Here is a 24,054-nt window from a genome sequence, read left to right on the forward strand (position 1 = left end):
TTTTTATTGGACGAAACAATGACCCCAATCTTTCGTGTCGTGGCCGACGGCGCCGACATCACCCAGCGGATCAATGACCGCCTCCTGCAGCTGAAAACCACAGATAAACCCGGCATGGAGTCCGACGAGTTCGAGCTGCGTATCGATGACCGCGACGGTGCGGTGGTTCTGCCCTCGCGTGGGGCCAGCATCGAGATCTACCTGGGCTACGCAGAAACCAGACTGACCCGCATCGGCCGCTACGTCGTTGATGAGATCGAGCTGTCCGGCCCGCCGGACACATTGGTGATCACCGGCAAGGCCAGCGACATGCGTGGCAGCGGCAAGACCACTCGCAGCGGCAGTTGGGAAAACGTGCCGTTGTCGCGGATCGTCGCCGACGTCGCCGCTCGCAACGGATGGCAGGCGGTCTGCCCAGTGCAGACCAAGGTGCCCCGCGCCGATCAGCTCAACGAATCGGACTTCAATTTCATCACGCGTCTGGCCAAGCAGTACGACTGCACGGCCAAGGTGGCCGATGGCAAGCTGTTGGTGATGCCACGTCAGGGCGGGGAGAGCGCATCGGGCAAAGTGCTGGGAACAGTGACTATCCATCGTCGGGACGTCAGCCGCTTTCAGTTCAGGCTTGGTGACCGCAACACCCACAAAGCCGTGTCGGCCAAGCACCAGGACAAGAAGACCGGCAAGCTCGCCGTGGTCACTCTCGACAACGACGAATCACCAGACGGCTTGCCGCCGGTGCACACCGACCGGCACATCTACCCGAACAAATCAGCCGCCGAAGCTGCTGCCCAAGCCCGCCTCACTGCATTCAATCGATCCACGGCCGGTGTCCGACTGGAGATGGAAGGTCGTACCGACCTGTTTGCTGAGCGATCGATCAACGCCCAAGGCTTCAAGGTCGGACTTGATGGCGAGTACCTGGTCGACTCCGTGGAGCAGGTGTTCACCCAGGCTGGTTGGAGCACGACGGTCGAGTGCAACGGCGGCAAGAAGGGCAAGGCGAAAGCCAAAGGCAAGAAGAAAAAGCCGGCGAAGGATCTGAAGGTTGTTCAGATCAAGCAGTAGCGCCGAAGTCCCACAACCGAGGAGAACCCCATGTCACTGACAGAGCAACAGCTCCAACGCATCATGCCCAACGCCCGCCGCCAAGCGGGCGTTTTTGTTTCTGCGCTCAATGCTGCGATGGTCCGCCGGCAGATCAATACACCGCAGCGGCAGGCTGCGTTTCTCGCCCAGGTCGGGCACGAATCCGGCGAGCTGAATTACGTGCGCGAACTGGGCGGCGACCAGTACCTGAGCAAGTATGACACCGGGACTCTGGCCGCACGGCTGGGCAACACGCCCGAGGCCGACGGCGATGGCCAGCGCTACCGTGGCCGGGGGCTGATACAGATCACCGGCCACAACAACTACCTGCGCTGCAGCTTGGCGCTGTTCGGCGACGAGCGTTTGTTGCGTACGCCTGAGTTGCTGGAGCTACCGCAGTGGGCCGCCGAGTCGGCCGCGTGGTTCTGGTGGGTTCGGGAGCTGAATGCTCTGGCGGATCGACACGAATTCGAAGCCATCACGCGAAAGATCAACGGCGGGCTGAATGGTCTGCAGGATCGCTTGCAGTTGTGGGAGCGGGCGAGGGCGGTACTATGCGCCTCGGCGAAATAATCCCGGCGCCGTATCGGTTGTTGTTCAACGCGGCGCTGCTGGCCACTCTGGCCGGCGGATCCGCTGCCATCACCTGGCAAGTCCAAGACTGGCGTTATGGCGAACAGCTCGCCGAACAGGGCCGCCTGCACACCGAAGTTCTCAATCAGATCACCCTCGCGTCGGCCGAGCAGCAGCGTGCCGAACAAGACAAACGTCTCGCGCTCGAGCAGCGCCTGGCAACCAGTGAACAAACCCATTACCGAGCTTTGAGCGATGTCCAACGTGATCAAGGTCGCCTGCGCGACCGCCTTGCCACTGCTGATCTGCGCTTGTCAGTCCTACTCGACGCCACCCCCGGCGCCGGCAACGGATCGTTGTCAGCCACCCCCGCTACCGGCGGCGTGGTTCATGGCCCCACAAGAGCCGAACTTGACCCGGCGCATGCTCAACGAATTATCGACATCACCGACGACGGCGACCGGGGGCTGATTGCCCTTGCGGCTTGTCAGGCCTACGCCAATGCGGTTTCATCTATGAATAATAATTGACACTTGCCCCTAAGGCTAACGAGGGATAGGAGTGAAGCTTAGACAGATGTTAACAACTATCTGTTTTATGGATTATTTTGAATTTCAAATCATCGTCTAGTATGTACTCGTTGCTCAGTGGTTCGTCATTGTGCGCTTTAGGACCATGTGGTTGTTCTGTTTTCTTTATTGTCGATATTAGATCTGATAATGACTTTGTGCTGGCGTGTTTTTCTAGTTTTGTCAGTTCTACGGAGTTAAAGAAATGATACCAGTTTGCATGTGCCGTGTTTTTTTGACGGGTTAAATCCTTTAAAGGATAGCTGTAATGTTTTGCTATGATGAGTCTGAATAAGTTAAGTTTCGGAAACCCTTTAGGTAACCGAAGAGAGGTTCTGACGCCGGCCTCCCCTACATGTTCAATCCATTCATTTAAGCTGGCAAGCCAACGAGTGGCTTCTTCTTTTAAACGCTTTCCTCGGATTTGTTTTGAGTGTAGGTCGTCGCCATAAAGCTCTTGGAATTTCAACTGACAAAGAAATACTGTTCCTGAAGTCTTTTCCAAGACTACTAGGTCGATGTCTGTTACTACCTTTCCATCCATCTTTATTTTAATATTTTCGAGGTACTCGAGCCCCTCAAATCCATCATTTAGAACTCGTTTTATAGCGGTTTGCATCGATTTTTCACGAGATTGTTGGTTTTTGTCGTAGTCTTTTGGGTAATGATATCGCAACGATTCAAGCAGAAGTAACATCGTGTTGCTGCCTGCACCAGTAAGAGACCTTATAAAGCCTTGATCCGTGCTTTGAATCAGATGGGGGAAAGGGGATCCGGGTTTTGCGAGTAAAGCAGTATTTTTCCGACTGCATGAAAGGACTTCAAATATGCGTTGAGTGTCCTCTATGCTAACTCCTTCGAAGTCCAAGTTGTCAGCGCCAAAAATATTGATTGCATCTCTCAAGACTTTAATAAAGCTTTCTGTTTCAGCTGATATAGTGAGTATGTTTTCTAATTTTATACTAGGGTCTTTTTTTACAAGTGCTTCAGCAAAGCGCTCATGTCGTATTGATATGGAGTTTGTGAAGTTTAACGCTATGACATAATTTTGGAGCTGGATACCCCCGAAGCGTGTCGCGTGGTTAAAGGTGTCATATCCTTCAAGAGTTCGGAGTTTGCCAAATGCAACGCTGTAAAAGTAATGATCTAGTAGTGAGTCGCCGCCGTACCCTATAAAGTGAGTGCAGAAGGGGAAGACCAATTCTTCTAGGATTTTTTCTATATCTGATTCGAGATCTTCTTCAAATATGGAATGTCGAGTGTCATTGAAATGCCTGATGGACTCTCGTCTATAGTGCTCTGCAAGTTCTCGCTCGTAGTATTCGTCATCTGGTAGCTTTGGAGGTAAGGTGATGATGAATTCTTTTCCATCTGGGCTTTCAATGTTGCAAAGGCCAGTCGAGACAGTTTGTGCAACGCGACGGCCGTGTTCTATAAAGCCCAAGCCGGCAGCAAGCTCTAGTACAGGAATTGTTATCTCTTTTTTTCGTGTAAACATGATTGTTGGCACGTCAAACGTTGGTCGTGCATCCAATGATAGTTGTATAAGACGGCCAACTCCCAGTTTCATGATGTAATATTGTTCCGTCTCATCGTAAGACGGGCTTTCCTTTCTACTTATATTGTAGTGGTACCAATCCAGCTCATTGATCGCGGATCGTATATACAGGCCTAGGTTGTCCGCCTCAAGTTTGGGGAGGAATTTTTTTTCTTGTCTATTAAGTGCTTCAAAAAAAAAGCTGAGCGTTTTATTCATTTTTAGTTTACCAGCAAATATTTTTCGTCGGTGACCAAGTCAGCAGGTGTTTCTTCAAAGCGTTATTCATTCAATGGATATCTACGACAGTCGATCATCGGAATGGAATCGGGGGAGTGTATGAGGGCTATAATCTTTTGGGGTTTCTCCGATTAACGGCTCCGGTTACCCCACCTAGCAAAAATGATCGCCTTCGGAACAGGATCGTAGATTGACCAGCTCGGCTCCTTGATTGCGCACATTACCGATGCGCCGGTCAATTTTGAACCATTCGAATGCTTTCGTTGGTTCACCTTCGAACATCGCCAGTTGTTCGGCGCGTTCTTTTTGTGTGACTGGGTCCAGCCATTCCCGAGCCAGTTCAGGCGAGAGCGCGACTGGGCGTCTGTCGTGGATATCCACCATGCCACCGGCACTATCGGCGGTGATGATAACGAACCCGTCGTGGTCACTTGGCGGATGTTTGGAGTTGGGGTACTGGCCGATGGTAGCGCAAAGGATCGGCGCCCGGTCCTTACGACGAATCAGGTAGGGCTGCTTTTTGGGTCCGCCCTCATCCAACCATTCGAACCAGTTGTTGATCGCGACAATCGCTCGATGCGGCCAGACGGCACGGAAAAACGGGCCATGCGCGACTTTCTCTACTCGAGCATTGATGGGGGCTGCACGATCTTTCGCCCAATGCGGCCGCCATCCCCAGCGGACCATATCTGCATGCAGAAATCCTTCCTCCTGGTGAAAGAGCGCAAGCTGTGTAGTGGGAGCTGCGTTGTAGCGTTCGAGCGTTAGATCCCCGATGTGGTTGACGAGAGCATTGGGCATGCTCAAGGCGGCAACGAAGTCGTGAATGCCGCCGTACTGCGAGAGTCGTCCGCACATTGCCTGCCCGCCTATCTGATATTTCCTACAAAAATTGACCGCAAGGCTTTCAGAAAGTTAACTGTATATTCGTACAGTATTGGAAGTCGTGCGTCATGAGTTACTCAATTCTAGGTCCTATCAGTGAGGGCGGCTCGCAGGTGCCGCTGTGTCTCTTCCGCGTGCCTGCCGGATTTCCGTCGCCGGCAGCGGATCACATCGAAGCGCAAATCTCGTTGGACGTAGTGCTGAACATTCGTGCGCCACACGTCTACCTGGTGTCGCTCACTGGTGAAAGCATGCAAGGTGTCGGGATCTTTGAGGGAGACCTGGCCATTGTCGATCGATCAATCGAGCCAGCACACGGACACATCGTTATTGCATTGTTGAACAATGAGCCCGTGTGCAAACGCCTGTGCATTCGCGGTAGAGAAGTTATCCTGATGTCAGAAAACCCTAAGTATCCGCCGCGATACGTCCTTGAAGGTGACGAGCTGGCGATCTGGGGTGTGATAACCAGCAGCGTGCGCAGCCATGTCTAAGCCGCTGCCGGTATTCGGCCTGATCGATTGCAACAGCTTCTACGCCAGCTGTGAACGTGTGTTCCGACCAGACCTGGCCAAAGTGCCCATCGTGGTGCTGTCGAACAACGACGGCTGCGTCATCGCCCGCAGCTACGACGCCAAGCCCTACGTGAAAATGGGTGAGCCGTACTTCCAGATCAAACACAGACTCAAGCAACACGGCATTGTCCCGTTCTCCTCGAACTACGCGCTGTACGGTGACATGAGCGAACGCGTCATGACATTGATCGAGTCAATGGTGCCGGCCGTCGAGGTCTACAGCATCGACGAAGCCTTCGTCGACCTCACCGGAATCAACGACGTGGACGGCCTCGGCCGAAAGATCCGAAGACAGGTGCTGCGCTGCACAGGCATCCCTGTCGGCGTCGGCATCGCGCACACCAAGACCCTGGCCAAGCTGGCCAATCACACTGCCAAACGCCTACAGGCGCAAACCGGTGGCGTCGTGAACATCTGCGACCCGGTCAAACGCGACTGGGTGCTACGCAACACGGACGTGGCTGAGGTCTGGGGAGTAGGGCGGCGCATGAAGCTGCATCTGGATGGAATGGGCATCAAGACTGCGATGGATCTGGTCAAGGCGGATGCCTGGATGCTACGGAAAAACTTCAGCGTGGTGATCGAGAAAACCGCCCGAGAGCTGGCTGGCATTGCGTGTCTTGAATTGGACGAGCCGGATCCGCCCAAGCAGGAGATCTGCTGCAGCCGGATGTTCGGAAAGCGCCTTACGGAGTTGGCCCCGATCAAGGAGGCCGTCGCCACTTATGTGATGCGCGCCTCGGAAAAACTGCGGGCCCAGAACTCGCTGTGTAAGAAGATCCGCGTCAGCATTCGCACCGGCATGTTTAATCCGGACGAGGCCACGTACGCAAACGGCGTCCTGATCGAACTGCCATATCCCACGGATGATGTGCGCCTGCTGACAAACGCCGCCGTTAACGCTGTCGAGCGCGTATTCCGGCCGGGATTCAAATACAGCAAGGCAGAGGTGATGCTCGTCAACCTGTGCCAGCTTGGTGAATTCACCGAGGATCTATTTGCCACCACGCAATCGGCCGAGGCGACGAAGCTGATGACGGTGCTGGATAAGATCAACGAGAGGTGGGGTAGGGGAACACTGCGGTCTGCGGGTGTGCCGATCAATCCCGATTGGGCAATGCGGCGCGAGATGATGAGTCAGAGCTATACAACCAAGCTTGATCAATTATGGAAGGTCTCTTGCAATTAGCACATTAAGCCGAAGCATCGGGAAGCCGCTTCCCCTTGTTGACCGAAGCCAAGATGACCAAGTTTCTCAGTGCTAAAGTGATGTAGTTTTTGCGGGCGTGGTCATTGGCCGATCGAAAGTCAAAGGTCGTCACCCTGCCCGCAACATACCCAGCATTATTGGTTGCGGCAGCAATGGACAAAGTCGATTGAGATGATTTCTCAGTTCACCAGCGATTTGTTGCACGGCGGTGTACGTAGCTGGTCGCTGTTCAATTGGCAGGGTAGCAGCAGCTGCTAATTCAAACGGTATCAGCCGTAAGTTACTCATGCCTTTCTCAACCGCTTCAATATGCTTTTCTTCTGCGCCATGCTCTCTCAGAAGTTTTACCACCTCTGCCGCCCACTCTGCATTGGAGGGGGAAGGTTCCCAAGAATCCTCATGAATGAGCAAAACTGCAGCTGATCTCATTACTTCTAGCACGAAAGAAGCGCAAGTGAGGCCATTGCTTCCCTTTGGAGGCGTATAGACAGAGCCGTTGAACGAGCCTTTCGAAGCAATGAAATCGATTCCATAGGAAATCTTTGGCAGCTTTCGAGAAATTGCTCGGACAACTGCTACCACTCCCTTGCTTGCGGCTGGGGGTAGGGCCAGAGGAATGGCTACCCCGCACTTAGGGTGGGGGAGATCCGATACGAATAGCTTGTGATGCCACCCGAGTTCCATCAGCTTGGGCTTGTTACCTTTCTCGTTGAACAAAATTCCAAGATGCCCCCCGCCCAAGTCACTATGGAAAAGGGCAAGCGCGATCCCGTGCTCGGGTAAGACAACATCGTTTACGCTGCCGAATACCATTTATAGGCTCTTAACCATTCCATAGAGTGCATCGTCAGGATCAACGCCTTGATCTGACAAAGCGTGACGGGCGACGTCGAGAGCCTCGTTCCAGCCAGAGATTTCGTCACGCCATGCATAAGTCGCGCGCAGTAGTGTTGCCAGATGTTCTCCATGAATCTGTAAGCCGATGAGATCCTTAGTAGGAATAATCTCAGGGCCGAATTCAGCAACTGCCTCGAGCGCAGCCTCTGCGGTCACAGTTAAACTGTCGATGTCCGAAAGGTTGTTCTCGGAGGACACCAGAGTCCGCAGCTTATTGTAAGTCGATACCTCCTGCGCGGACCTGACGTATCCCTTGAGGGTCGTGTCAGCTCCGGAATAGAAGCTACCTACCATAAAGGCTACTTCTCGAAACTGGCGTAGGGTTTGGCTCAGTTCCGGCATGCCGAAAGCATGGCTGAGATCCACTTTGGTCCGATAGCGCTGCTGAGTTTCCCGGCTAGAAATCTCCGGAAACCAGGTATTACTGAGGGATGAGTGCATCATGCAGCTTCTCCGTAATTGCGCGTCGGAACAGGGCCCCTGCATTGCTATGCAGAGTTTCCAGCAGAGCTTCTAACTCCTCAGAAGACTCCATAATATTGCTGGATTCATCTGTTCCATCAGCCTCATGAAAAAAATCAGCGTCTATCAAGAATGCCCTAGCGCCATCAGCCATAGAGGTTAGTAGTGAAGTCTGCAGAAGCAGCTTGCACTCATCGAGGCGTATAAGCGACTGGGACACCTGACTTTCAATCGAATCTTCGTCAAAGTCATCTTCGTCCAACAAAGCGTTTCGGGCAAGGGGGCCCAAGAGAAACGGCTTGATAAGCTCATTCCAAGGCGTTCCATCAAGGCCTAACACTGAGCGTTCAATGACATCTTTGTACCGAAGACCTATACGCGTTACACGCAGCTTTTCAACTTCTTGATTTAAATAGGAAACTGCCCTCAACAACTCAGGAGCATATGAATCCCAGCTCTGATAAGTCGTAGAAGTGTATGCGATAAATTCTGGACCGATGGAAACCTTCGAGGTCCCGTCAGTTTTGGAATAGTGACGAATCGTAGAGCCAGTGCTTGTCCGGGGAACAGGTGGAGAACCGTCCTCAGCTGCTTCCAGTACGACGTTGAATGAAACTTCGTCGTTCCGTTGGCTGTAACCACTCTCACTGAAGCAGTGCTGAAGCTGCTCAAGCGAGGCATCGGAGATTTCCAAAGGCTGAAACCGAATCTGGCACACAACCTCTGCCAGAGGGTTTTTCCCGTAGATAACTCGGTCGGTCGAGGCAATTTTCATGAAGAATCAAGCGCTTCCTAAAAGAGAGTATGCTCCCGTAGCTTTCAACTATTAACCGCTACAGGGGGGCTGAATAGTAGAAACGGATACATTCACCGGCGACTATAGACTCACAGGGGAGTTTTTGCACGGGATTGCCCGAATCCGTAAGGGATCAAGGAGGGCGAATCCATAGCTCCTCGTAGAGTGAATCTTTGCCTGGTAGGCTCCGTTTACCATGTCGAAATCGGCATAAGGTACCGGGAGTATCAAAGTGCTGCCTGTTTGCAGGCGACGGCGCAGATCGAAAAATTCCTGATGCCATTTCGTTTTCAAACTGTATATGCATACAGTACTTTGGGCAAGGAAAACGATCGTGGTACGTGCCCTCCTCAAATAAAGCCCTCGGCGAACATCGCCGGTCCACTCACGCTATCAGCCCCATTTTTTCCCAGAGCATTGAAGCGACGTTGTGTACGCGGTTTAGGGCAAAATTAGGGCAGGCTCAGGGCCGGTATAGGCCTCCAGATGCCATCGCAAAAGTGTAAAAGCATTGCTGCCGCTGGCCTCAAGCGGTCCACAAGGAGACGGGAAGGGGTTCGAATCCCTATCTCTCCGCCATATATAGAAAAAGCCCCGTAGCTGAGAAGCTACGGGGCTTTTTTGTTTCTGCTCGCTTGAGTAATCAGCAAATCCTGTCGCCGGAACCCGAGGTTGAAAACTCGATAATCGGATGTGACTCGATTGATGCCGGTTCGTACGTAACTCTCGGAGTCTACCTACAGCTCTATTTCCAATCACTCCTTATCCTGACCTATGTGCCCAATATTGACCGGATTCGGATAAAAAGACGCCGTTTTCAAGCTTGGAGGGTGGCGTTGTCCGCTTGTTCAAGGGGGCGCTTCATGGATCAGCGATATGAATCGCGATTGTCAATTTTTCCTGCGCGGTATCATGGTGTAATACTATGAACAACAAACAACTCGGTACGCTCGCAGCTATATTTTCACGACCCACACCCGCCACGTTGGAATGGGCGCGCATCGAGTCTCTGTTCAATGCGGTCGGGGCCAGAACCGTGGAAGGCAATGGTTCGCGAGTTCGGTTTGAATTAAGAGGTGTGGTTGCTACGTTCCACCGACCTCACCCGGATAAAGAAGCAAAGCCCTATCAGGTTCGTGATGCTCGGGCTTTTCTTGAACAAGCAGGAGTCACTCCATGAACGTGATGAATTACAACGGGTATGCGGCCCGAATTGAATACAGTGATGAAGACGGTCTTTTTGTTGGTCATATCGCTGGGATCAAGGACGTTGTAGGTTTTCATGGCGAATCTGTAAAAGAGCTTCGGTCAGCGTTCGAAGAGGCTGTTACTGACTATCTGGAGACTTGCGCAAAACTGGGCCGTGCTCCTCAAAAGCCTTATTCGGGCAATCTCAGTCTGCGTTTGGCGCCAGCTCTTCATGCGACTGTTGCCGTAAAAGCGCAATTGGCTCAAAAAAGCATTAATCAGTGGGTTGCGGATGTTCTTGACCGAGAGGCCCATGCCTAGCTTGATTCTGGTCTGGAGGTTGTACGTCGTTCCCGAACAGAGCAAATAGCCCCGTAGCTGAGAAGCTACGGGGCTTTTTTGTATCTGCGAGTTTTACCAAACACCCGCCTCAGCCACTCACGGCTGCGGATGCCCGAGCTTCTGTTTGATCAGGTCATACACTTCCTTGTGCGTCGAGTTGCGCAGGGTGTTGTCCTTGCAAGCCGAGGCCAGGAAGGTTTTCACTTCGTCCTTGGCGTGCGGATAGAGGCTGGCGACGTAGTCGGCTTCGTGTGTTTGGGTGCAGTTGAAGTGCTTGTCGTCTTTCGCTTTGTCTCTAGCCATGGTGCGGCTCCTTTTGAGTTTGAACGTCATTTGGCAAAACAGGGCTGGATGGCCCCGTACGCTGAACAGCGTAGGGGCGCAAAAGTGCTTTGCCAGTGCTTCAGACGAAAAAGGAAGAGGCTGTAGGACGCGGCGCCATCAGATTTCCTTCACCGGCGTCTCCCCCTGCACACCCTTGATCAACTCGATCACGTGTAAACAATCGGCCTTGTTCACATACGACTCGCCACTGGCAATCGTCTCGTGGTTCCCCGCCCGCAGTCTCCAGCGCCATTGGCCTTTGCCGGTGCTCGGGGTGCCTCGGGATTGCCTGTAGATCTCGAAATACATTCGGTTCGCTCCTTGCGATGGTGTTTGCGACAACCTGTGTGGCGCATCGTCGCAAGCCTAGCGGAGCGAGTTTTTTTCGCTATCGGGTATTTGTTTCCAATCGTTGGCAGATGTTTCTGAAGAGTGCGGGCTAGAGCGCACGCATCGGCGTCTGGATTGGCCAGAATGTCGCCCTTTGCACCTTGCAAGGCTATCGACGCTACTGCTTAATACGGGACGGCTCATGGCGTTGAAAATGCTTCGACGACCGACAAACACTATAAAAAGAGCACTCCATTGACTGAGCATGGAACGGCACAGGCCACACGGGTCACGTTATCGCTGGTTGTCCCGGTTTTTAACGAGGAGGACAGTCTCGACGCGTTCATTCTGCGCATCGATGAAGTCTTCCAGCACCAAGCCTCAATTGCTTTGGAGCTGGTGTTCATCAATGACGGCAGCACTGATGCCACACTTGAGCGGCTGCTGGATCGTCAGCGGCACGACTCGCGGCTGCGCATCGTCGATCTGAGCCGTAACTTCGGCAAAGAGGCGGCGTTGTCTGCGGGATTGCAAATCGCCAATGGGCAGATTGTGGTGCCTATCGATGCCGATCTGCAGGACCCACCCGAAGTCATTCTGCAAATGATCGAGCGATGGCGCGAGGGCTATGAAGTGGTGCTCGGTCATCGCGTTAGCCGCCGCAGCGACACCTGGGCCAAGCAGACGTCGGCGCATTGGTTTTACCGCCTGCACAACAAGATCGCCGAGCAACCGCTGCCGGAAAACGTCGGCGATTTCCGCCTGATGGACCGTTGTGTAGTCGATGCCTTGCTGACTTTGCCCGAGTCCCGGCGCTTCATGAAGGGCCTGTTCGCCTGGGTCGGTTTTCGGACTACCCACGTTGATTACGAGCGGCCCGAGCGCGTGGCGGGGCAGAGCAAATTCAACGGCTGGCGGCTGTGGAATTTTGCCCTGGAAGGCATCACCAGTTTCAGTACCGAACCGTTACGGATCTGGACTTACATCGGCGCCGCGGTGTCGCTGGTGTCCTTCGCCTTTGCCATTTTTATCGTGTTGCGCACGCTGATCCACGGCGTCGACATGCCCGGTTATGCCTCGCTGATGGTGGCCGTGACGTTCCTCGGTGGCCTGCAATTGATTGGCATCGGCGTACTCGGCGAGTACCTCGGCCGCACTTATATCGAATCCAAACGCCGGCCGGTTTTTCTGGTGCGTCGCGTCTACGACCCCAAGGACTGAAACATGGATCTCAAGGAAACCGATATCCTCGGCGACAGCATCGGTGAGCATTGGTATTACTGCTCCAAAGCGGCGGCGACTCGTCGTCTGCTCGGTGATGTACCGATTACGCGGATTCTCGACGTGGGCGCCGGCTCGGGTTTCTTCTCCCATCACCTGCTGACTCAAACCGATGCGCGCGAAGCGTGGTGCGTCGACATCAGTTACCCCGCCGATTCCGATACGACCACCGTCGGCAAACCGGTGCATTACCGCCGCGATATCGACGCCATCGACGCTGATCTGGTGCTGCTCATGGATGTGCTGGAGCATGTCGACGATGACCTCGGTCTACTCAAGGCTTACGTTGACAAGGTGCCGTCCGGCAGCCGTTTCCTGATGACCGTGCCGGCGTTTCAGTTCCTGTGGAGCGGTCACGACGACTTCCTCGAACACAAGCGCCGCTACACCCTGCCGCAGTTTGAAACCCTGGCCCGTGATGCCGGTTTGAGCGTGCAGCGCGGTGCCTACTATTTCGGCGCGGTGTTTCCGATCGCGGCGGCGTTGCGTTTGCTGCCCAAAGGGCCGCAGGCCGCAGCGCCGCAGTCTCAGCTCAAACGCCATCATCCCTTGGTCAACGGCGTGCTCAAGACGTTGTGCAGCCTCGAACTGCCGCTGATGAGCCACAACCGTCTGGCCGGGCTGAGCGTGTTCGTGCTGGCGCAAAAACCGTGACTTCAGTTGAAAGGAAAACGCTGATCCAGCGCGGTCTGCGCTTTGCCATGACCGGTCTGTTCGTCACCGCGCTGCATGCGCTGGTGGCTGTGCTGTTCATCAATTTCGTTGCGCCGCAACCGCCGCTGGCCAACGGAGTGGCGTTTGCCGTGGCAACGGTGGTGTCCTACTTGATCAATACCACTTGGAGTTTCTCGGCTCGGTTGCACGGCAGAACGTTGCTGCGATTTCTATTGGTATCGGCGTGCGGTTTTCTGTTGGCGATGTTTGTCGCGTGGGCCGCGCAGGTGGCCGGGTTGAATTATCTGTTGGGCATTGTCGCGGTGGCGCTGACGATTCCGGCATTCACGTTTGTCTTGCACAACTTCTGGACGTATCGATGAAGCTCTCCGCAACACATCGGGCGACTGCGCTGCTGCCCGTGCTCTTGGGAATTCTGGCGTTTTTCATTGTGGTCGGCCCACGTGCCTTGAACCCGATGAACATTGCATGGCTGGGCGACGGCGACCCCGCCACGCACTATCAGGGTTGGGTTTTTTTTCGTCATTCGCCCTGGACGTTTCCACTGGGGCTTAACCCGAGCTATGGGCTGGAGTTGGGTAACGGGATAATTTTCTCGGATTCCAATCCGTTGTTCGCCTTTATCTTCAAACCGTTCTCAGCCCTGTTGCCTGAACCCTTCCAGTATTTCGGCCTGTGGCTACTGACGTGTTTCATTCTGCAGAGCTGGTTTGCCTGGAAGCTGATTGGCCTGTTCAGTCGCGACGTGGCGTTGCGTTTGCTTGGTGCAGGAATGTTTTTGTTCATTCCGGCGATGATCGTCCGCATGAGCGTACATCTGTCCCTCGCTGGGCATTTTCTGTTGCTGGCAGGGTTATATCTGGCATTGCGCCCCTTTACGCCGAAACGCCGCCTCGCCTGGGGCGCGCTGCTGGCGGCGGCTGCGCTGGTGCACGCTTATTTGCTGGCGATGGTTGCGTTGATCTGGCTTGCCGACCTTGCCGCCAAAACCCTTCAGCGGCGCCAGACGCCGGGTAAGGCCTTGATCGAGTTGATCGGTCTGTTTCTGCTGGTCAGTGTCTGCTGCTGGCAGGCGGGTTATTTCAGCATAGGCGACAGCGGTCTGGCGTTGATGGGGTATGGCCTGTTCCGGGCGAATGTGCTGACCTTTTTCGATGCGGGTGTCTGGTCCTATACCTTGCAGGACATGCCGGGTGTACTGGGCGACGGCGACGGGTTCGCATTTCTGGGCCTGGGCGTGATCTGCCTGGGGATCTTTGCCTTGGTGCCGGTGCTGCAAGGGACGACTGACCTGGGAGCCAAGGCTCGCCGTTACCCGTTGGTTTTGCTCGCGCTGGCAGGGCTGGCGATATTCGCCGTTTCCAACAATATCGGCGTAGGGCCATTCGAATTCAGGATTCCGCTGCCGGATGCGGTGGTTGCCGTGGCCACGATTTTTCGTGGCTCGGGGCGAATGATCTGGCCGCTCATGTACATGGCCATTTTTGCGATCCTTTATGTGGTGATTCGCGGGCACTCCTCGCGCGTGGCGTTGATGCTGCTGAGTGTGGCGCTGGTGGTTCAGGTGGCAGACACGCGCGCCGGCTGGGCGGTGTCGCGCGGTTTCTTCATGGCCACGCCGTCGCCCACATGGAAGACGCCATTGGTCGACCCGTTCTGGGAGCAGGCGGCGAAGCGTTATCAGGCAGTGCGCTGGCTGCGACCGGAGAATTATCCGGAACAGTGGATGACCCTGGCCGACTACTCAGGTCGCCATCACTTGCCGACCAACGCGGTCTACCTTGGGCGCGTCAGTACGGTTGCCACTGAAGCCGCTCAAGCGGTGTCGGATCGAATGGTCAGTTCTGGAAACTATGCAGCCGATACCCTGTACGTGCTCAGTAACCGTACTGTGCTGGAAGCAGCTCTGACCTTGAATCGCGACACCGATGTGCTCGCCAGAATTGACGGGTTGAACGTGTTGGCGCCGGGCTGGAAGCGTTGCGCCGACTGCCTGCCGATATCGGCCCCGGACCCATTGACGCTGATCCCGCCACTCAAGTCGGGCGAGAGAGTCGTGTTCAATCCCAGCAGTCTGGCGACGTTTTTCCTCGGTAAAGGGTGGGCGAACAATGAACCGTGGGGCACCTGGTCCGAGGGGAATGAGTCGCAAATTGCCCTGCGGCCGACTGCTCGGGTGCACTCGTTCTTGCTGGAAACCACTGCGCTGCTGGCCCCTTCACACACCGAGCAAGCAGTGGAAATTTTCGTCAACGATGTACGCGTGCTGTCCACCCGGCTGGTCAAGCCTGAAGCGAATCGCCTGAATGTCGAGTTGCCGGTCGAAGTGCAGCAGCGTGTCGAGCAACAAGGTGTGCTGAATATTCGTTTCAAATACGCCAACGCTATCAGCCCGGGGGAATTGGGCATGGGCAAGGACATGCGCAAGCTGGCGATCGGGATACAGGCGTTGACGGTGAATTGAGCCGGTGTTGTTCCTTTCGCCCATAGACGCTGTCCATGGGCCTTTCTAAACTGCCCGCAGACCGGGGAGTAGGGGCAATGGATGAATCGAAATGAATTACGCAAGGCCGACATCAATCTGATGGTGGTGTTCGAGACCTTGATGCTCGAACGCAACGTGACCCGGGCGGCGGAGAAGCTGTTTCTCGGCCAGCCGACCATCAGTTCGGCGCTCAATCGCTTGCGCGCGATGTTCAACGATCCGCTGTTCATTCGCGTCGGCCATCGCATGGAGCCGACTGCCCGGGCCGAAGAGCTGTTCAAGTACCTGTCGCCGGCCCTTGACTCGCTGTCGGTGGCGCTGAGCCTGACTCACGATTTCGACCCGGCCGTGAGCAACATGACGTTCCGGATCGGCCTGTCCGATGACGTCGAATTCGGCCTGCTGCCACCGTTGCTGCGGGCGCTGCGTCAGGAAGCACCCAGCGTAGTGTTCGTGGTGCAACACGTCGACTACTGGCGCATCCCCGACCTGCTGGCCGCCGGCGACATCACCGTCGGCATCAGTCAGACCCGGGGCCTGCCGGCCAATGCCAAGCGCAAACTGCTGCGGCATATCCAGCCAAGCATTCTGCGCGCCGACGCCTCGGATTCGCCGCTGACCCTCGATGAATACTGTTCGCGCCCACACGTACTGGTGTCGCACACCGCCAACATCAGCGGCTATGCCGATGAGTGGCTGGCGGAAATCGGCCGCACCCGGCATGTGGTGTTGTCGGTGCCGCAATACAGTGCGCTGCCGGCATTGCTGGCCGGCACCGACCTGATCGCCAGCCTGCCGGACTACACCGCCGAAGCCATGGCTGCCTCCGGGCTGTTGTTCAAGGAACCGTTTCCGTTCAAGACGCCGATGCTGGATCTGTCGATGGTCTGGCTCAGCCACGTCGATAGCGACCCGGCCGAGCGCTGGCTGCGGTCGCGGCTTGAGGCGTTCATGAGTGAGCGGCCACTGACCGCGCCCTGAATCCCACCACAAATCTCCCCTGTAGGAGTGAGCCTGCTCGCGATGAGGGTGTGTCAGCCGACATTGATGTTGTCTGACACGACTCCATCGCGAGCAGGCTCACTCCTACAAGGGTTTGCGTTCGTCTGGTCGGGCTGCTTTGCTCAATGGCAATGATCCCGGCTGGAGACTTGTCCGATGAGCATTTCCCGTTCGTTGCTGCGTGGGCGCGGCAGTCTCGACAGTGGCAAGGTCGGCATGGTCGAGTTGTTTTTCGATCTGGTGTTCGTGTTTGCCGTGACTCAGCTCTCGCATTCGTTGCTCGCGCAGTTGTCGATTCTGGGCGCGGTGCAGGTGGCGCTGTTGATGGTCGCGGTGTGGTGGGTGTGGATTTTCACTTCGTGGATCACTAACTGGCTCGACCCGGAAAAATTGCCGATCCGTCTCGGCCTGTTCGGACTGATGATCGCCGGTCTGTTGCTGTCGTCCTCGATCCCCAAGGCTTTCACCGAGCGCGGGCTGATGTTTGCCTCGGCGTTCGTGTTCATGCAGGTCGGGCGCACGCTGTTTGCGATCTGGGCGGTGCGTGGCGAATCGCTGAGCATGACCCGCAACTTCCAGCGAATTCTGGCGTGGTTGATGTGCTCCGGCGTGTTCTGGATCGTCGGAGCCTTTCTTGACGGGCAACAACGTCTGCTGTGTTGGGCGCTGGCGCTGCTGATCGAGCTGATCTCGCCTTCGCTGTATTTCTGGGTGCCGGGGCTGGGGCGTTCGTCGTTGAGCGACTGGAACGTCGAAGGCAATCACATGGCCGAGCGCTGCGCGCTGTTCGTGATCATCGCCCTGGGCGAATCGTTGCTGGTGACCGGTGCGACGTTCGCTGAACTGACGCTGAGCGCCACCGGAGTCATGGCGTTTCTGGTGGCGGTGCTGGGCAGCATCGGCATGTGGTGGGTGTACTTCGACAGCGGCGCCGAGCGCGCGCATCACCGCATCGCGCATTCGAGCGATCCCGGGCGCCAGGCGCGCATCGCCTACACCTACCTGCACGTGCTGATTGTTGCCGGGGTGATTGTCAGTGCGGTGGCCGACGAACTGGTGCTGGTGCATCCGGATCACGCCAGTGACGCCGGGATCCTGGTGATCGTGGGCGGGCCATGGCTGTTTCTGTTGGGCAATGCGCTGTTCAAGTGGGTCATGTCCGACCGACCGCTGCCGCCGTTGTCGCATCTGGCGGGGCTGGTGTTGCTCATGCTGGCGCTGCCATTGGCGTTGAATCACTGGTTTTCGGCGCTGGTGCTCGGGGCGCTGACCACGGCGATCGTGGTGCTGGTGGCGCTGTGGGAAAGCCTGGCATTGCGTCAGGCGTCGGCCTCGATAACCTCGGAAAAAGCCGCAGGAGAGTAGGGCAGCGCTGTGGTATATGTACGACCTTTCTGCCGACTGACTGGAGCACCCCATGCCACACCTGCACATGGAATACACCGCCAACCTGCCGCAGTTGAACGCTGATGTGGCGTTGATCCGGCTCAACAACGCCATGGTGGGTTCCGGTCAGTTCGCTGCGGAGTTTGATATCAAAAGCCGGGCGGTGAAGGTCGAGACCTTCAAGGTCGGTACCGGCATCGGCGAGCGCGCTTTCGTCCATGTGAAGCTGGCGCTGCTCAGCGGTCGTTCGCCGCAGATCAAGAAGCAGCTCTCGGACAGCCTGCTGGCGGTGTTGCAGGATCTGTGCGAATGGCCGGCCGGGGTCGAAGTGCAGTTGTGTGTGGAGTTGCTCGATATCGACCGCGATTCCTACACCAAGACCGCCATCGGCATGTAGGACTCAGGCCGCTTCCAGCTCACTGCACACCTTGATCACCTGCTCGCGCAGCCAGACGTTGGCGCTGTCCTGATCGGCGTTCTGGCTCCATTGCATGTCGAGGGTGAACCCCGGCAGGCCGTTCGGCGCCTCGCAGTGATTGAACACCGCGTCGTTGGTCAGCAGACGCTGGATGCGCCGGGGCAGGGTGAGGATGAAATCGGTGCCGGTGATCATCTTCAATGCCGCGCTGTAGCTGTTGGAACGCGCGACGATCTGCCGTTTCTGCGCCTGACGCGCCAGCCAGCCATCGACCATGTTGGTGGTGGAAGTCCACGGTGTCGGGAACACATGGCGCCGCTCGGTGAAGGCCTGCAGGCTCAGGCGCGGTTCCAGCGGCGTGGCGCGTTTGTCGAAGACACAGACCAGATCGTCCTCCAGCAGCATCCGCGATTTCAGGTCGGTGTGGCTGCGGTGGAAGTTGGGGCCGAAACAGATCACCAGATCAAGGCTGCCGTCGCGCAGTTCGTCGGCGGGCACATCGGTCTCGAACTTGTGCATGTTGACCACCACCGGCAAATCGTCGAAGTCGAAACGCTTCAACAGCCGTGGCAACACCAGTTGCTCGAAATATTCCGGGGCGCAGATATTGAAGGTCACCGCTTGCCGGGTCGGATCGAAGGCCGGGGCGCCGGCGTGGCACAGGTTGATGCTTTCGAGGATCTTCTGCACATGGCCGTACATGGTGCCGGCCTTGTAGGTGGGGCGCATGCCCGTGCGGGTATTGATGAACAACTCGTCTTCGAAACTGGTGCGCAATTTTTTCAGGCAGTAGCTGACAGTGGACTGGCTGACGCACAGCATCTCCGAGACATCCGTGACGCTGCTTTGCTCATACACGGCGATAAACACCATGAGGTCCTGCATGTCGAGCTTTCGAAGCAAGTTACTGTTCAGCATCCGTTCCGTCCCGCTGTGCTCCTTGCGCTGAATCCGCGCAAACGTGTGCGCATGATCGTAGCGGAACGATGGTGCCAGGACAAAGCCCTGTAGGACGTTTCAATGTCGCCAGTGGGACAGAAACTTTTAGCAACACGACGTCGGCAAATAAACCGCAAAAAGATGGCAACAGGCCTCTAGCCCAGCGGCGGCATTCGGCTTCAACGGATGTGTCGGGCGTACAGCCGAGGGTCGAAGCGCAGCACTATCAGCAGCATCACCATCATCACTGCGGTCAGCGACCACCAGGCCCATTCGAAGCTGCCGAGACGGTCGCGGATGATTCCGGCCAGCAGCGGCGAAAGCCCGGCGATCAAGTAGCCGATGCCTTGCACGAACGCGGTCAGGCTGCCGGCGCGCTGCGGGTTGTCGAGGTGATCGAGGGAGACAATAAGGCTCATCGGAAACAAGCCGCCAATCCCCAGCCCCAACAGGCACGGCCACAGCAGGCTGAGGTGTTGCGGGCTGAGGATCAATCCGCAGAAACCGGCAATGATCAGCAACAGCAACGTAGCCAGAATCAGGCGACGATCACGGCTGCGGTTGGCGATGGCCGGCGTCAGCAACCCGGAAATCACCTCCATGGCCGTCAGAAAACCCAACAGCAGGCCGGCGTGCTGTTCGCTCCAGCCTTGTTCCACGTAGTACGGCGCCAGCCAGGCGAGTACGCAGGTGTAGGACGCCGTGCCGAGGCCGAAGAAGAAGGCCAGCAGCCAAGCGCGGGAGCTACGCGTGAAGGACTCTTTTCCTACAGGCGTGTTCTGGATGGATGACGGGATCGACTGTGTCCACCAGACCAACAACGCGAGCAAGGCCAGTGCCGCCCAGATTGCCAGCCCGATGCGCCAGCTGCCGGTCTGCCCCAGCACCAGCGGCGAAAATGAGGCGGCCAGCGCGGCGCCGCCCATGATCGAGGTGACATACAGGCCCATGCACAGCGCCACATGGTCGGGGAAGCGTGACTTGATCAGCACCGGCATCAGCGCCTGAATCAGGGCGATACCCATCCCGGCCAGCACCGCGCTGCCAATCAACTGCGGTGCCGAATCGAGCACCAGCCGCGACAGCGTCGCCAGGCCGATGATCAACAATGACAGGATCACCGTGCGTTGCTCGCCCAGCCGCCGGCTGATGCCGATACCGAAAAACATCGCCAGCCCCATCGCCATCACCGGCAGCATGGTCAGCAGCGATGCCACGCTGAAACTCAGCGGGATATCGCCACGAATTGCCGACAGCAACGGCCCGACGGCGGCCATGGATGGGCGCAGATTGAGTGCGACGAGAATGATCCCGAACATCAGCCAGGCAACGGGGCGAGCGGGGGCGCGGACGTGTTCCATCGGCAGACTCTGGATTGCGGAGGCTGTCGATTAGGCGGCGCGCAGCACTTATCGGCAAATCAGATTTCCCGAGCATTATTTAAAAATTAAATATGGCTCTCCTACATGGGGAGGTTCGGATTCCTCTTGCTGATCACGCTGTAAGACTATTCTTTCTTTCTGGCAGGACATTTCGTTACAGCTCTGGCCCAGCGCAGGCGCGTAAAACGCCGGCGGCGATATATACTGCGCGCCATTCTTCAAGGGAGAGCCGTGTGGCCATCGATATTCACTGGATTCGCGACAACGAAAGCCTCGCGCAGTTTTGCGCCGAGTGGCAGCAACTGCCGTTCGTTGCCCTCGACACCGAATTCATGCGGGTCGACACCTTCTACCCGATTGCCGGTTTACTGCAGGTCGGCGACGGCAAACGCGCCTACCTGATCGATCCGCTGAGCATCGACGCCTGGCAACCGCTGGCGGCGTTGCTGGAAAACCCGGCGGTGCTCAAAGTCCTGCACGCCTGCAGCGAAGACCTCGAAGTGCTGCTGCGTCTGACCGGCAGCCTGCCGGCGCCGTTGTTCGACACGCAACTGGCGGCGGCCTACCTGAACCTCGGGTTCTCGATGGGCTATTCGCGGCTGGTGCAGGAAGTGCTGGGCATTGAGTTGCCGAAGGGCGAAACCCGTTCCGACTGGTTGCAGCGTCCACTTTCCGACACACAAATCAGCTACGCCGCTGAAGACGCAGTGCATCTGGCGGAAGTTTTCGTACAGCTGCGGCCGAAACTGTCCGACGACAAATTCGCCTGGGTGCTGGAGGACGGCGCCGAACTGGTCGCCAACCTGCGCCGCGAGACCGACCCGTACGAGGTCTACCGCGAAGCCAAACTGGCGTGGAAACTGTCCCGTGCGCAACTGGCGGTGCTGCGTGAGTTGTGCGCCTGGCGTGAAAAAGAAGCCCGCGCCCGTGATCTGCCGCGCAACCGCATCGTCCGTGAGCACTCGCTGTGGCCGCTGGCCCGCACGCAGCCGGACAACCTCGCCGCGCTGGGCAAGATCGAAGACATGCACCCGCGTACCGTGCGTCAGGACGGCCAATTTCTGCTTGATCTGATCAAGCGCTCTGGCAGTGTGGGGCCTGATCAATGGCCGCCGGCGGTGCCGGAACCATTGCCGGTCGAAGCGGCTGCGCTGATCAAGCAACTGCGCGCCCTCGGCCAGGTCGAAGCCGAACGCCTGGGCATCGCCCCGGAACTGATGCTGCGCAAGAAAACCCTCGAAGCGCTGGTTAAAAGTGGCTTCCCCGAGGGTCCTTATCAATTGCCTGAGTCGCTGCGTGGCTGGCGCCGCGAACTCATGGGCCAGAAGCTGCTCGACAGCCTGGCCACCGCCGGAGAACAGCCTTGAAACGTATTTGCTCCATTTATCAAAGCTCCAAGCGAAGCGGGATGTACCTTTATGTGCTCAAGAGCGATGCTCTGGAGCGTGTGCCGGAACCCCTGATGCTGGCGTTCGGCAAGCCGAAACATGCCTTCGATCTGGTGCTGTCGCCTGAGCGCAAGCTGGCCAGCGAGGACATCGTCGTGGTCCTGGAAAACCTCGACAAGCAGGGCTATCACCTGCAGATGCCACCGGCCGAGGACGAGTACATCGAACACCTGCCCGAAGAATTGCTGCGACGCAACGACCCGGTCTGATCTGCGAGGCCCTGTTCTGGGCCTCTTGCCACCCTGGAACTGATTTTACGGCGACGACCGCCACGAAGGAGCGCGACTCCTTCGGCGGTTGCCTGCACGGTTTGCGAAAGGTTTGAAGATGCGCGTTCTGATTGCTGAACACGACCACGCGGTGTACGCCCGGCTGCTGCGTCAGGCGGCCCCCGAGCTTGAAGTACTGACCAGTGGCGACTCCGCCGAACTGGCCCGGCAGGCGGCCGATTGCCCGGTGTGGCTGGGGCAGCCGGATCTGCTGGCGACCCTGCTGCGTCAGGGCCATCAGCCGCAATGGCTGCAATCGACCTGGGCCGGCATCACGCCGCTGCTCGCTGACGGCTTGCGCCGCGATTATCGTCTGACCCGCGCGGTGGGGATCTTCGGTCAGGTGATGGCCGAATACGTGCTGACCTACATGCTCGGTCACGAGCGTGAAGTGCTGGCGCGCCTGGTCAGCCAGGTCGAGCGCAAGTGGGACAATCGCACCGGCCAGAGTCTGGTCGGGCGCAAGGTGCTGATCGTCGGCACCGGCGATATCGGCCAGAGCGTGGCGCAGTTCCTGTTGCCGTTCGGCGTCGAGTTGTACGGCATCGCCAGCAGCGCGCGCGAGCAGGCGCCGTTCGTCGAAGTCGGCTCGATGGCGGATCTGCCACGGCTGGTGGGCGCGGTCGATTACGTGGTCAATCTGCTGCCGAATACCGAGCACACCCACGACATTTACGACGCGGCGCTGTTCAAGCAATTCAAGCCGACCGGGTTGTTCATCAACGTCGGGCGCGGCGTGGCAGTGGTTGATGCGGATCTGGTGGAAGCCCTGAAGGAAGGGCATCTGGCGGGCGCGGTGATCGACGTCTGCCGTCAGGAGCCGTTGCCGCAACGCCATCCGTTCTGGACCGCCTGGGGCCTGCTGCTGACCGGGCACAGCTCGGCACCAACGTCACCGGCGTTGATGGTGCAGTTGTTTGTCGAGAACCTGAAGGCGTATCAAGCGGGAGAAGCGTTGCGCGGGGAAGTGGATTTCAACCGCGGATATTAAATCCACCGCGATACCTGTAGGAGTGAGCCTGCTCGCGATGGCGTAGTGTCAGTCGACATTGATGTTGTCTGACACTACGCCATCGCGAGCAGGCTCACTCCTACAGTGGTTTTTGCATGGTGGCTTAGAGGGTGAAGTTGCCTTCTGCGGCCAACTCGCTCAGCGGGCGACGCGGGCTCGGCACTTCACGGGCCTGCAGGTACTCGGCCAGAGTTGCCTTGTCACCCAGCTTGCCGACAGCCACCGCCGCATGCAGCGCATAACCTTCAGGAATATTCAGCTCCTTGCGGGCCAGCTCCTGATCGAAACCGGCCATGCCGTGGGTGTGCCAGCCGCTGATGCTCGCTTGCAGCGCCAGGTGGCCCCAGGCCGAGCCGGTGTCGAAGGTGTGCCACAGCGCCGGGGACTCTTCGCTGGCGCCGGGGGCGGTGAAGGTGGTTTTCGAAATCACGATCACCAGCGCCGAAGCGTGTTGCGCCCAGCTGCGGTTGAATTCATTCAGCAGGCCCAGGAAGCGCTCCCAGTTCGGCGTGTCACGGCGCGCATACAGAAAGCGCCATGGCTGCGAGTTGTAGGCCGACGGCGCCCAGCGTGCGGCTTCGAAAAAGCTCAGCAGGGTTTCTTCCGGGATCGCTTCGCCGGTGAAGGCGCGGGGCGACCAGCGCTCGGTGAACTGCGGGTGAATGGCGTAATCGGCGACGCGAGGGTTGGCACTCATCGAAAGATTCCTTGCTGTGTTTGAGTCATGAATTCGTGGCAAA

The 24,054-nt window shown here is 57.2% G+C and carries 27 protein-coding genes; 17 read left to right on the top strand and 10 right to left on the bottom strand.

Features of this window, described 5'->3' with window-relative positions; genetic code table 11:
* Nucleotides 1–18 precede the first annotated feature (18 nt).
* The 3 genes from E3Z29_RS09790 to E3Z29_RS09800 are packed head-to-tail and all read left to right on the top strand — an operon-like array spanning nucleotide 19 to nucleotide 2,192.
* Nucleotides 19–1,068 carry a phage late control D family protein gene (locus tag E3Z29_RS09790; RefSeq protein WP_134785660.1) on the top strand — a complete coding sequence of 350 codons (1,050 nt, stop codon included), beginning with the start codon at nucleotides 19–21 and terminating at the stop codon, nucleotides 1,066–1,068.
* Between the two features lie 30 nt (nucleotides 1,069–1,098).
* Entirely contained in the window at nucleotides 1,099–1,662 is a 564-nt protein-coding gene (locus tag E3Z29_RS09795) for a glycoside hydrolase family 19 protein (RefSeq protein WP_134785661.1), read from the top strand.
* Nucleotides 1,644–2,192 (top strand): lysis protein, encoded by a 549-nt coding sequence (locus tag E3Z29_RS09800; RefSeq protein ID WP_134785662.1) that lies wholly within the window; start codon nucleotides 1,644–1,646, stop codon nucleotides 2,190–2,192. The genes E3Z29_RS09795 and E3Z29_RS09800 overlap by 19 nt, the downstream gene beginning before the upstream one ends.
* 49 nt (nucleotides 2,193–2,241) lie before the next feature.
* Here E3Z29_RS09800 and E3Z29_RS09805 read toward each other — a convergent pair whose 3' ends face one another.
* A complete protein-coding gene (locus E3Z29_RS09805) occupies nucleotides 2,242–3,987 on the bottom strand; it encodes a hypothetical protein (protein ID WP_134785663.1) in 1,746 nt (581 codons plus the stop codon).
* A 174-nt stretch (nucleotides 3,988–4,161) separates the two neighbouring features.
* Complete coding sequence (locus E3Z29_RS09810; protein WP_134785664.1) at nucleotides 4,162–4,866, bottom strand: SOS response-associated peptidase family protein; 705 nt, start codon at nucleotides 4,864–4,866, stop codon at nucleotides 4,162–4,164.
* Between the two features lie 95 nt (nucleotides 4,867–4,961).
* Here E3Z29_RS09810 and E3Z29_RS09815 point away from each other — a divergent pair, with 95 nt between their 5' ends.
* Nucleotides 4,962–5,387, top strand: coding sequence for a LexA family transcriptional regulator (locus tag E3Z29_RS09815; RefSeq protein WP_134785665.1), 426 nt, complete (start codon nucleotides 4,962–4,964; stop codon nucleotides 5,385–5,387).
* Entirely contained in the window at nucleotides 5,380–6,657 is a 1,278-nt protein-coding gene (gene umuC / locus E3Z29_RS09820) for a translesion error-prone DNA polymerase V subunit UmuC (protein WP_134785666.1), read from the top strand. The genes E3Z29_RS09815 and umuC overlap by 8 nt, the downstream gene beginning before the upstream one ends.
* Nucleotides 6,658–6,786: 129 nt before the next feature.
* Here the strand turns inward: umuC and E3Z29_RS09825 are convergent, their stop codons facing one another.
* From E3Z29_RS09825 to E3Z29_RS09835, 3 genes are read right to left on the bottom strand one after another with little or no spacing between them, the layout of a single operon-like run.
* Nucleotides 6,787–7,491 (bottom strand): hypothetical protein, encoded by a 705-nt coding sequence (locus tag E3Z29_RS09825; RefSeq protein WP_134785667.1) that lies wholly within the window; start codon nucleotides 7,489–7,491, stop codon nucleotides 6,787–6,789.
* A complete protein-coding gene (locus E3Z29_RS09830; protein ID WP_134785668.1) occupies nucleotides 7,492–8,019 on the bottom strand; it encodes a hypothetical protein in 528 nt (175 codons plus the stop codon).
* Entirely contained in the window at nucleotides 7,997–8,812 is an 816-nt protein-coding gene (locus tag E3Z29_RS09835; RefSeq protein ID WP_134785669.1) for a TIGR04255 family protein, read from the bottom strand. The genes E3Z29_RS09830 and E3Z29_RS09835 overlap by 23 nt, the downstream gene beginning before the upstream one ends.
* A 946-nt stretch (nucleotides 8,813–9,758) precedes the next feature.
* Here E3Z29_RS09835 and E3Z29_RS09840 point away from each other — a divergent pair.
* On the top strand, nucleotides 9,759–10,013 hold the full coding sequence (locus E3Z29_RS09840) for a type II toxin-antitoxin system HicA family toxin (protein WP_081730304.1): 255 nt from the start codon (nucleotides 9,759–9,761) through the stop codon (nucleotides 10,011–10,013).
* Entirely contained in the window at nucleotides 10,010–10,342 is a 333-nt protein-coding gene (locus E3Z29_RS09845) for a type II toxin-antitoxin system HicB family antitoxin (protein ID WP_047598089.1), read from the top strand. Before E3Z29_RS09840 ends, E3Z29_RS09845 begins: the two co-directional genes overlap by 4 nt.
* 117 nt (nucleotides 10,343–10,459) lie before the next feature.
* On the opposite strand, the gene E3Z29_RS09850 is transcribed toward E3Z29_RS09845, so the two are convergent.
* Nucleotides 10,460–10,666: a hypothetical protein gene (locus E3Z29_RS09850; protein WP_027614505.1), complete on the bottom strand. Its 207-nt coding sequence runs from the start codon at nucleotides 10,664–10,666 to the stop codon at nucleotides 10,460–10,462.
* Nucleotides 10,667–10,804: 138 nt separating this feature from the next.
* On the bottom strand, nucleotides 10,805–10,996 hold the full coding sequence (locus E3Z29_RS09855) for a DUF1508 domain-containing protein (protein WP_007963291.1): 192 nt from the start codon (nucleotides 10,994–10,996) through the stop codon (nucleotides 10,805–10,807).
* 276 nt (nucleotides 10,997–11,272) lie between these two features.
* Here E3Z29_RS09855 and E3Z29_RS09860 point away from each other — a divergent pair, with 276 nt between their 5' ends.
* From E3Z29_RS09860 to E3Z29_RS09890, 7 genes are all read left to right on the top strand, one after another.
* The gene (locus tag E3Z29_RS09860) at nucleotides 11,273–12,238 is read left to right on the top strand and encodes a glycosyltransferase family 2 protein (RefSeq protein WP_027614506.1); all 966 of its coding nucleotides are present in this window, start codon (nucleotides 11,273–11,275) and stop codon (nucleotides 12,236–12,238) included.
* 3 nt (nucleotides 12,239–12,241) lie between these two features.
* Nucleotides 12,242–12,952, top strand: coding sequence for a bifunctional 2-polyprenyl-6-hydroxyphenol methylase/3-demethylubiquinol 3-O-methyltransferase UbiG (locus E3Z29_RS09865; RefSeq protein WP_134785670.1), 711 nt, complete (start codon nucleotides 12,242–12,244; stop codon nucleotides 12,950–12,952).
* Nucleotides 12,949–13,335 carry a GtrA family protein gene (locus E3Z29_RS09870; RefSeq protein WP_134785671.1) on the top strand — a complete coding sequence of 129 codons (387 nt, stop codon included), beginning with the start codon at nucleotides 12,949–12,951 and terminating at the stop codon, nucleotides 13,333–13,335. Before E3Z29_RS09865 ends, E3Z29_RS09870 begins: the two co-directional genes overlap by 4 nt.
* Nucleotides 13,332–15,437: a DUF6311 domain-containing protein gene (locus E3Z29_RS09875; protein ID WP_134785672.1), complete on the top strand. Its 2,106-nt coding sequence runs from the start codon at nucleotides 13,332–13,334 to the stop codon at nucleotides 15,435–15,437. The genes E3Z29_RS09870 and E3Z29_RS09875 overlap by 4 nt, the downstream gene beginning before the upstream one ends.
* An 81-nt stretch (nucleotides 15,438–15,518) precedes the next feature.
* A complete protein-coding gene (locus E3Z29_RS09880) occupies nucleotides 15,519–16,439 on the top strand; it encodes a LysR substrate-binding domain-containing protein (RefSeq protein WP_027614510.1) in 921 nt (306 codons plus the stop codon).
* Between the two features lie 177 nt (nucleotides 16,440–16,616).
* Nucleotides 16,617–17,825: a low temperature requirement protein A gene (locus E3Z29_RS09885; protein WP_134785673.1), complete on the top strand. Its 1,209-nt coding sequence runs from the start codon at nucleotides 16,617–16,619 to the stop codon at nucleotides 17,823–17,825.
* 52 nt (nucleotides 17,826–17,877) lie between these two features.
* The gene (locus E3Z29_RS09890; protein WP_134785674.1) at nucleotides 17,878–18,243 is read left to right on the top strand and encodes a 5-carboxymethyl-2-hydroxymuconate Delta-isomerase; all 366 of its coding nucleotides are present in this window, start codon (nucleotides 17,878–17,880) and stop codon (nucleotides 18,241–18,243) included.
* Between the two features lie 3 nt (nucleotides 18,244–18,246).
* On the opposite strand, the gene E3Z29_RS09895 is transcribed toward E3Z29_RS09890, so the two are convergent.
* On the bottom strand, nucleotides 18,247–19,182 hold the full coding sequence (locus E3Z29_RS09895; protein ID WP_134785675.1) for a LysR family transcriptional regulator: 936 nt from the start codon (nucleotides 19,180–19,182) through the stop codon (nucleotides 18,247–18,249).
* Nucleotides 19,183–19,382: 200 nt separating this feature from the next.
* Entirely contained in the window at nucleotides 19,383–20,564 is a 1,182-nt protein-coding gene (locus tag E3Z29_RS09900; RefSeq protein ID WP_134785676.1) for a cyanate transporter, read from the bottom strand.
* Nucleotides 20,565–20,818: 254 nt separating this feature from the next.
* On the opposite strand from E3Z29_RS09900, the gene rnd reads away from it, so the two are divergent.
* The 3 genes from rnd to E3Z29_RS09915 all read left to right on the top strand — a co-directional run bounded on the left by rnd (nucleotide 20,819) and on the right by E3Z29_RS09915 (nucleotide 23,293).
* The gene (gene rnd, locus E3Z29_RS09905) at nucleotides 20,819–21,952 is read left to right on the top strand and encodes a ribonuclease D (RefSeq protein WP_097086696.1); all 1,134 of its coding nucleotides are present in this window, start codon (nucleotides 20,819–20,821) and stop codon (nucleotides 21,950–21,952) included.
* Nucleotides 21,949–22,242 (top strand): YcgL domain-containing protein, encoded by a 294-nt coding sequence (locus E3Z29_RS09910; RefSeq protein WP_097086697.1) that lies wholly within the window; start codon nucleotides 21,949–21,951, stop codon nucleotides 22,240–22,242. The genes rnd and E3Z29_RS09910 overlap by 4 nt, the downstream gene beginning before the upstream one ends.
* Nucleotides 22,243–22,360: 118 nt before the next feature.
* The gene (locus E3Z29_RS09915; protein WP_003222601.1) at nucleotides 22,361–23,293 is read left to right on the top strand and encodes a D-2-hydroxyacid dehydrogenase; all 933 of its coding nucleotides are present in this window, start codon (nucleotides 22,361–22,363) and stop codon (nucleotides 23,291–23,293) included.
* Nucleotides 23,294–23,417: 124 nt separating this feature from the next.
* On the opposite strand, the gene E3Z29_RS09920 is transcribed toward E3Z29_RS09915, so the two are convergent.
* Complete coding sequence (locus E3Z29_RS09920; RefSeq protein ID WP_134785677.1) at nucleotides 23,418–24,011, bottom strand: nitroreductase family protein; 594 nt, start codon at nucleotides 24,009–24,011, stop codon at nucleotides 23,418–23,420.
* Nucleotides 24,012–24,054: the final 43 nt, after the last annotated feature.

The organism is Pseudomonas sp. S150, from assembly GCF_004526365.1.
GTDB classification, from domain to species: Bacteria; Pseudomonadota; Gammaproteobacteria; order Pseudomonadales; family Pseudomonadaceae; genus Aquipseudomonas; species Aquipseudomonas putida_A.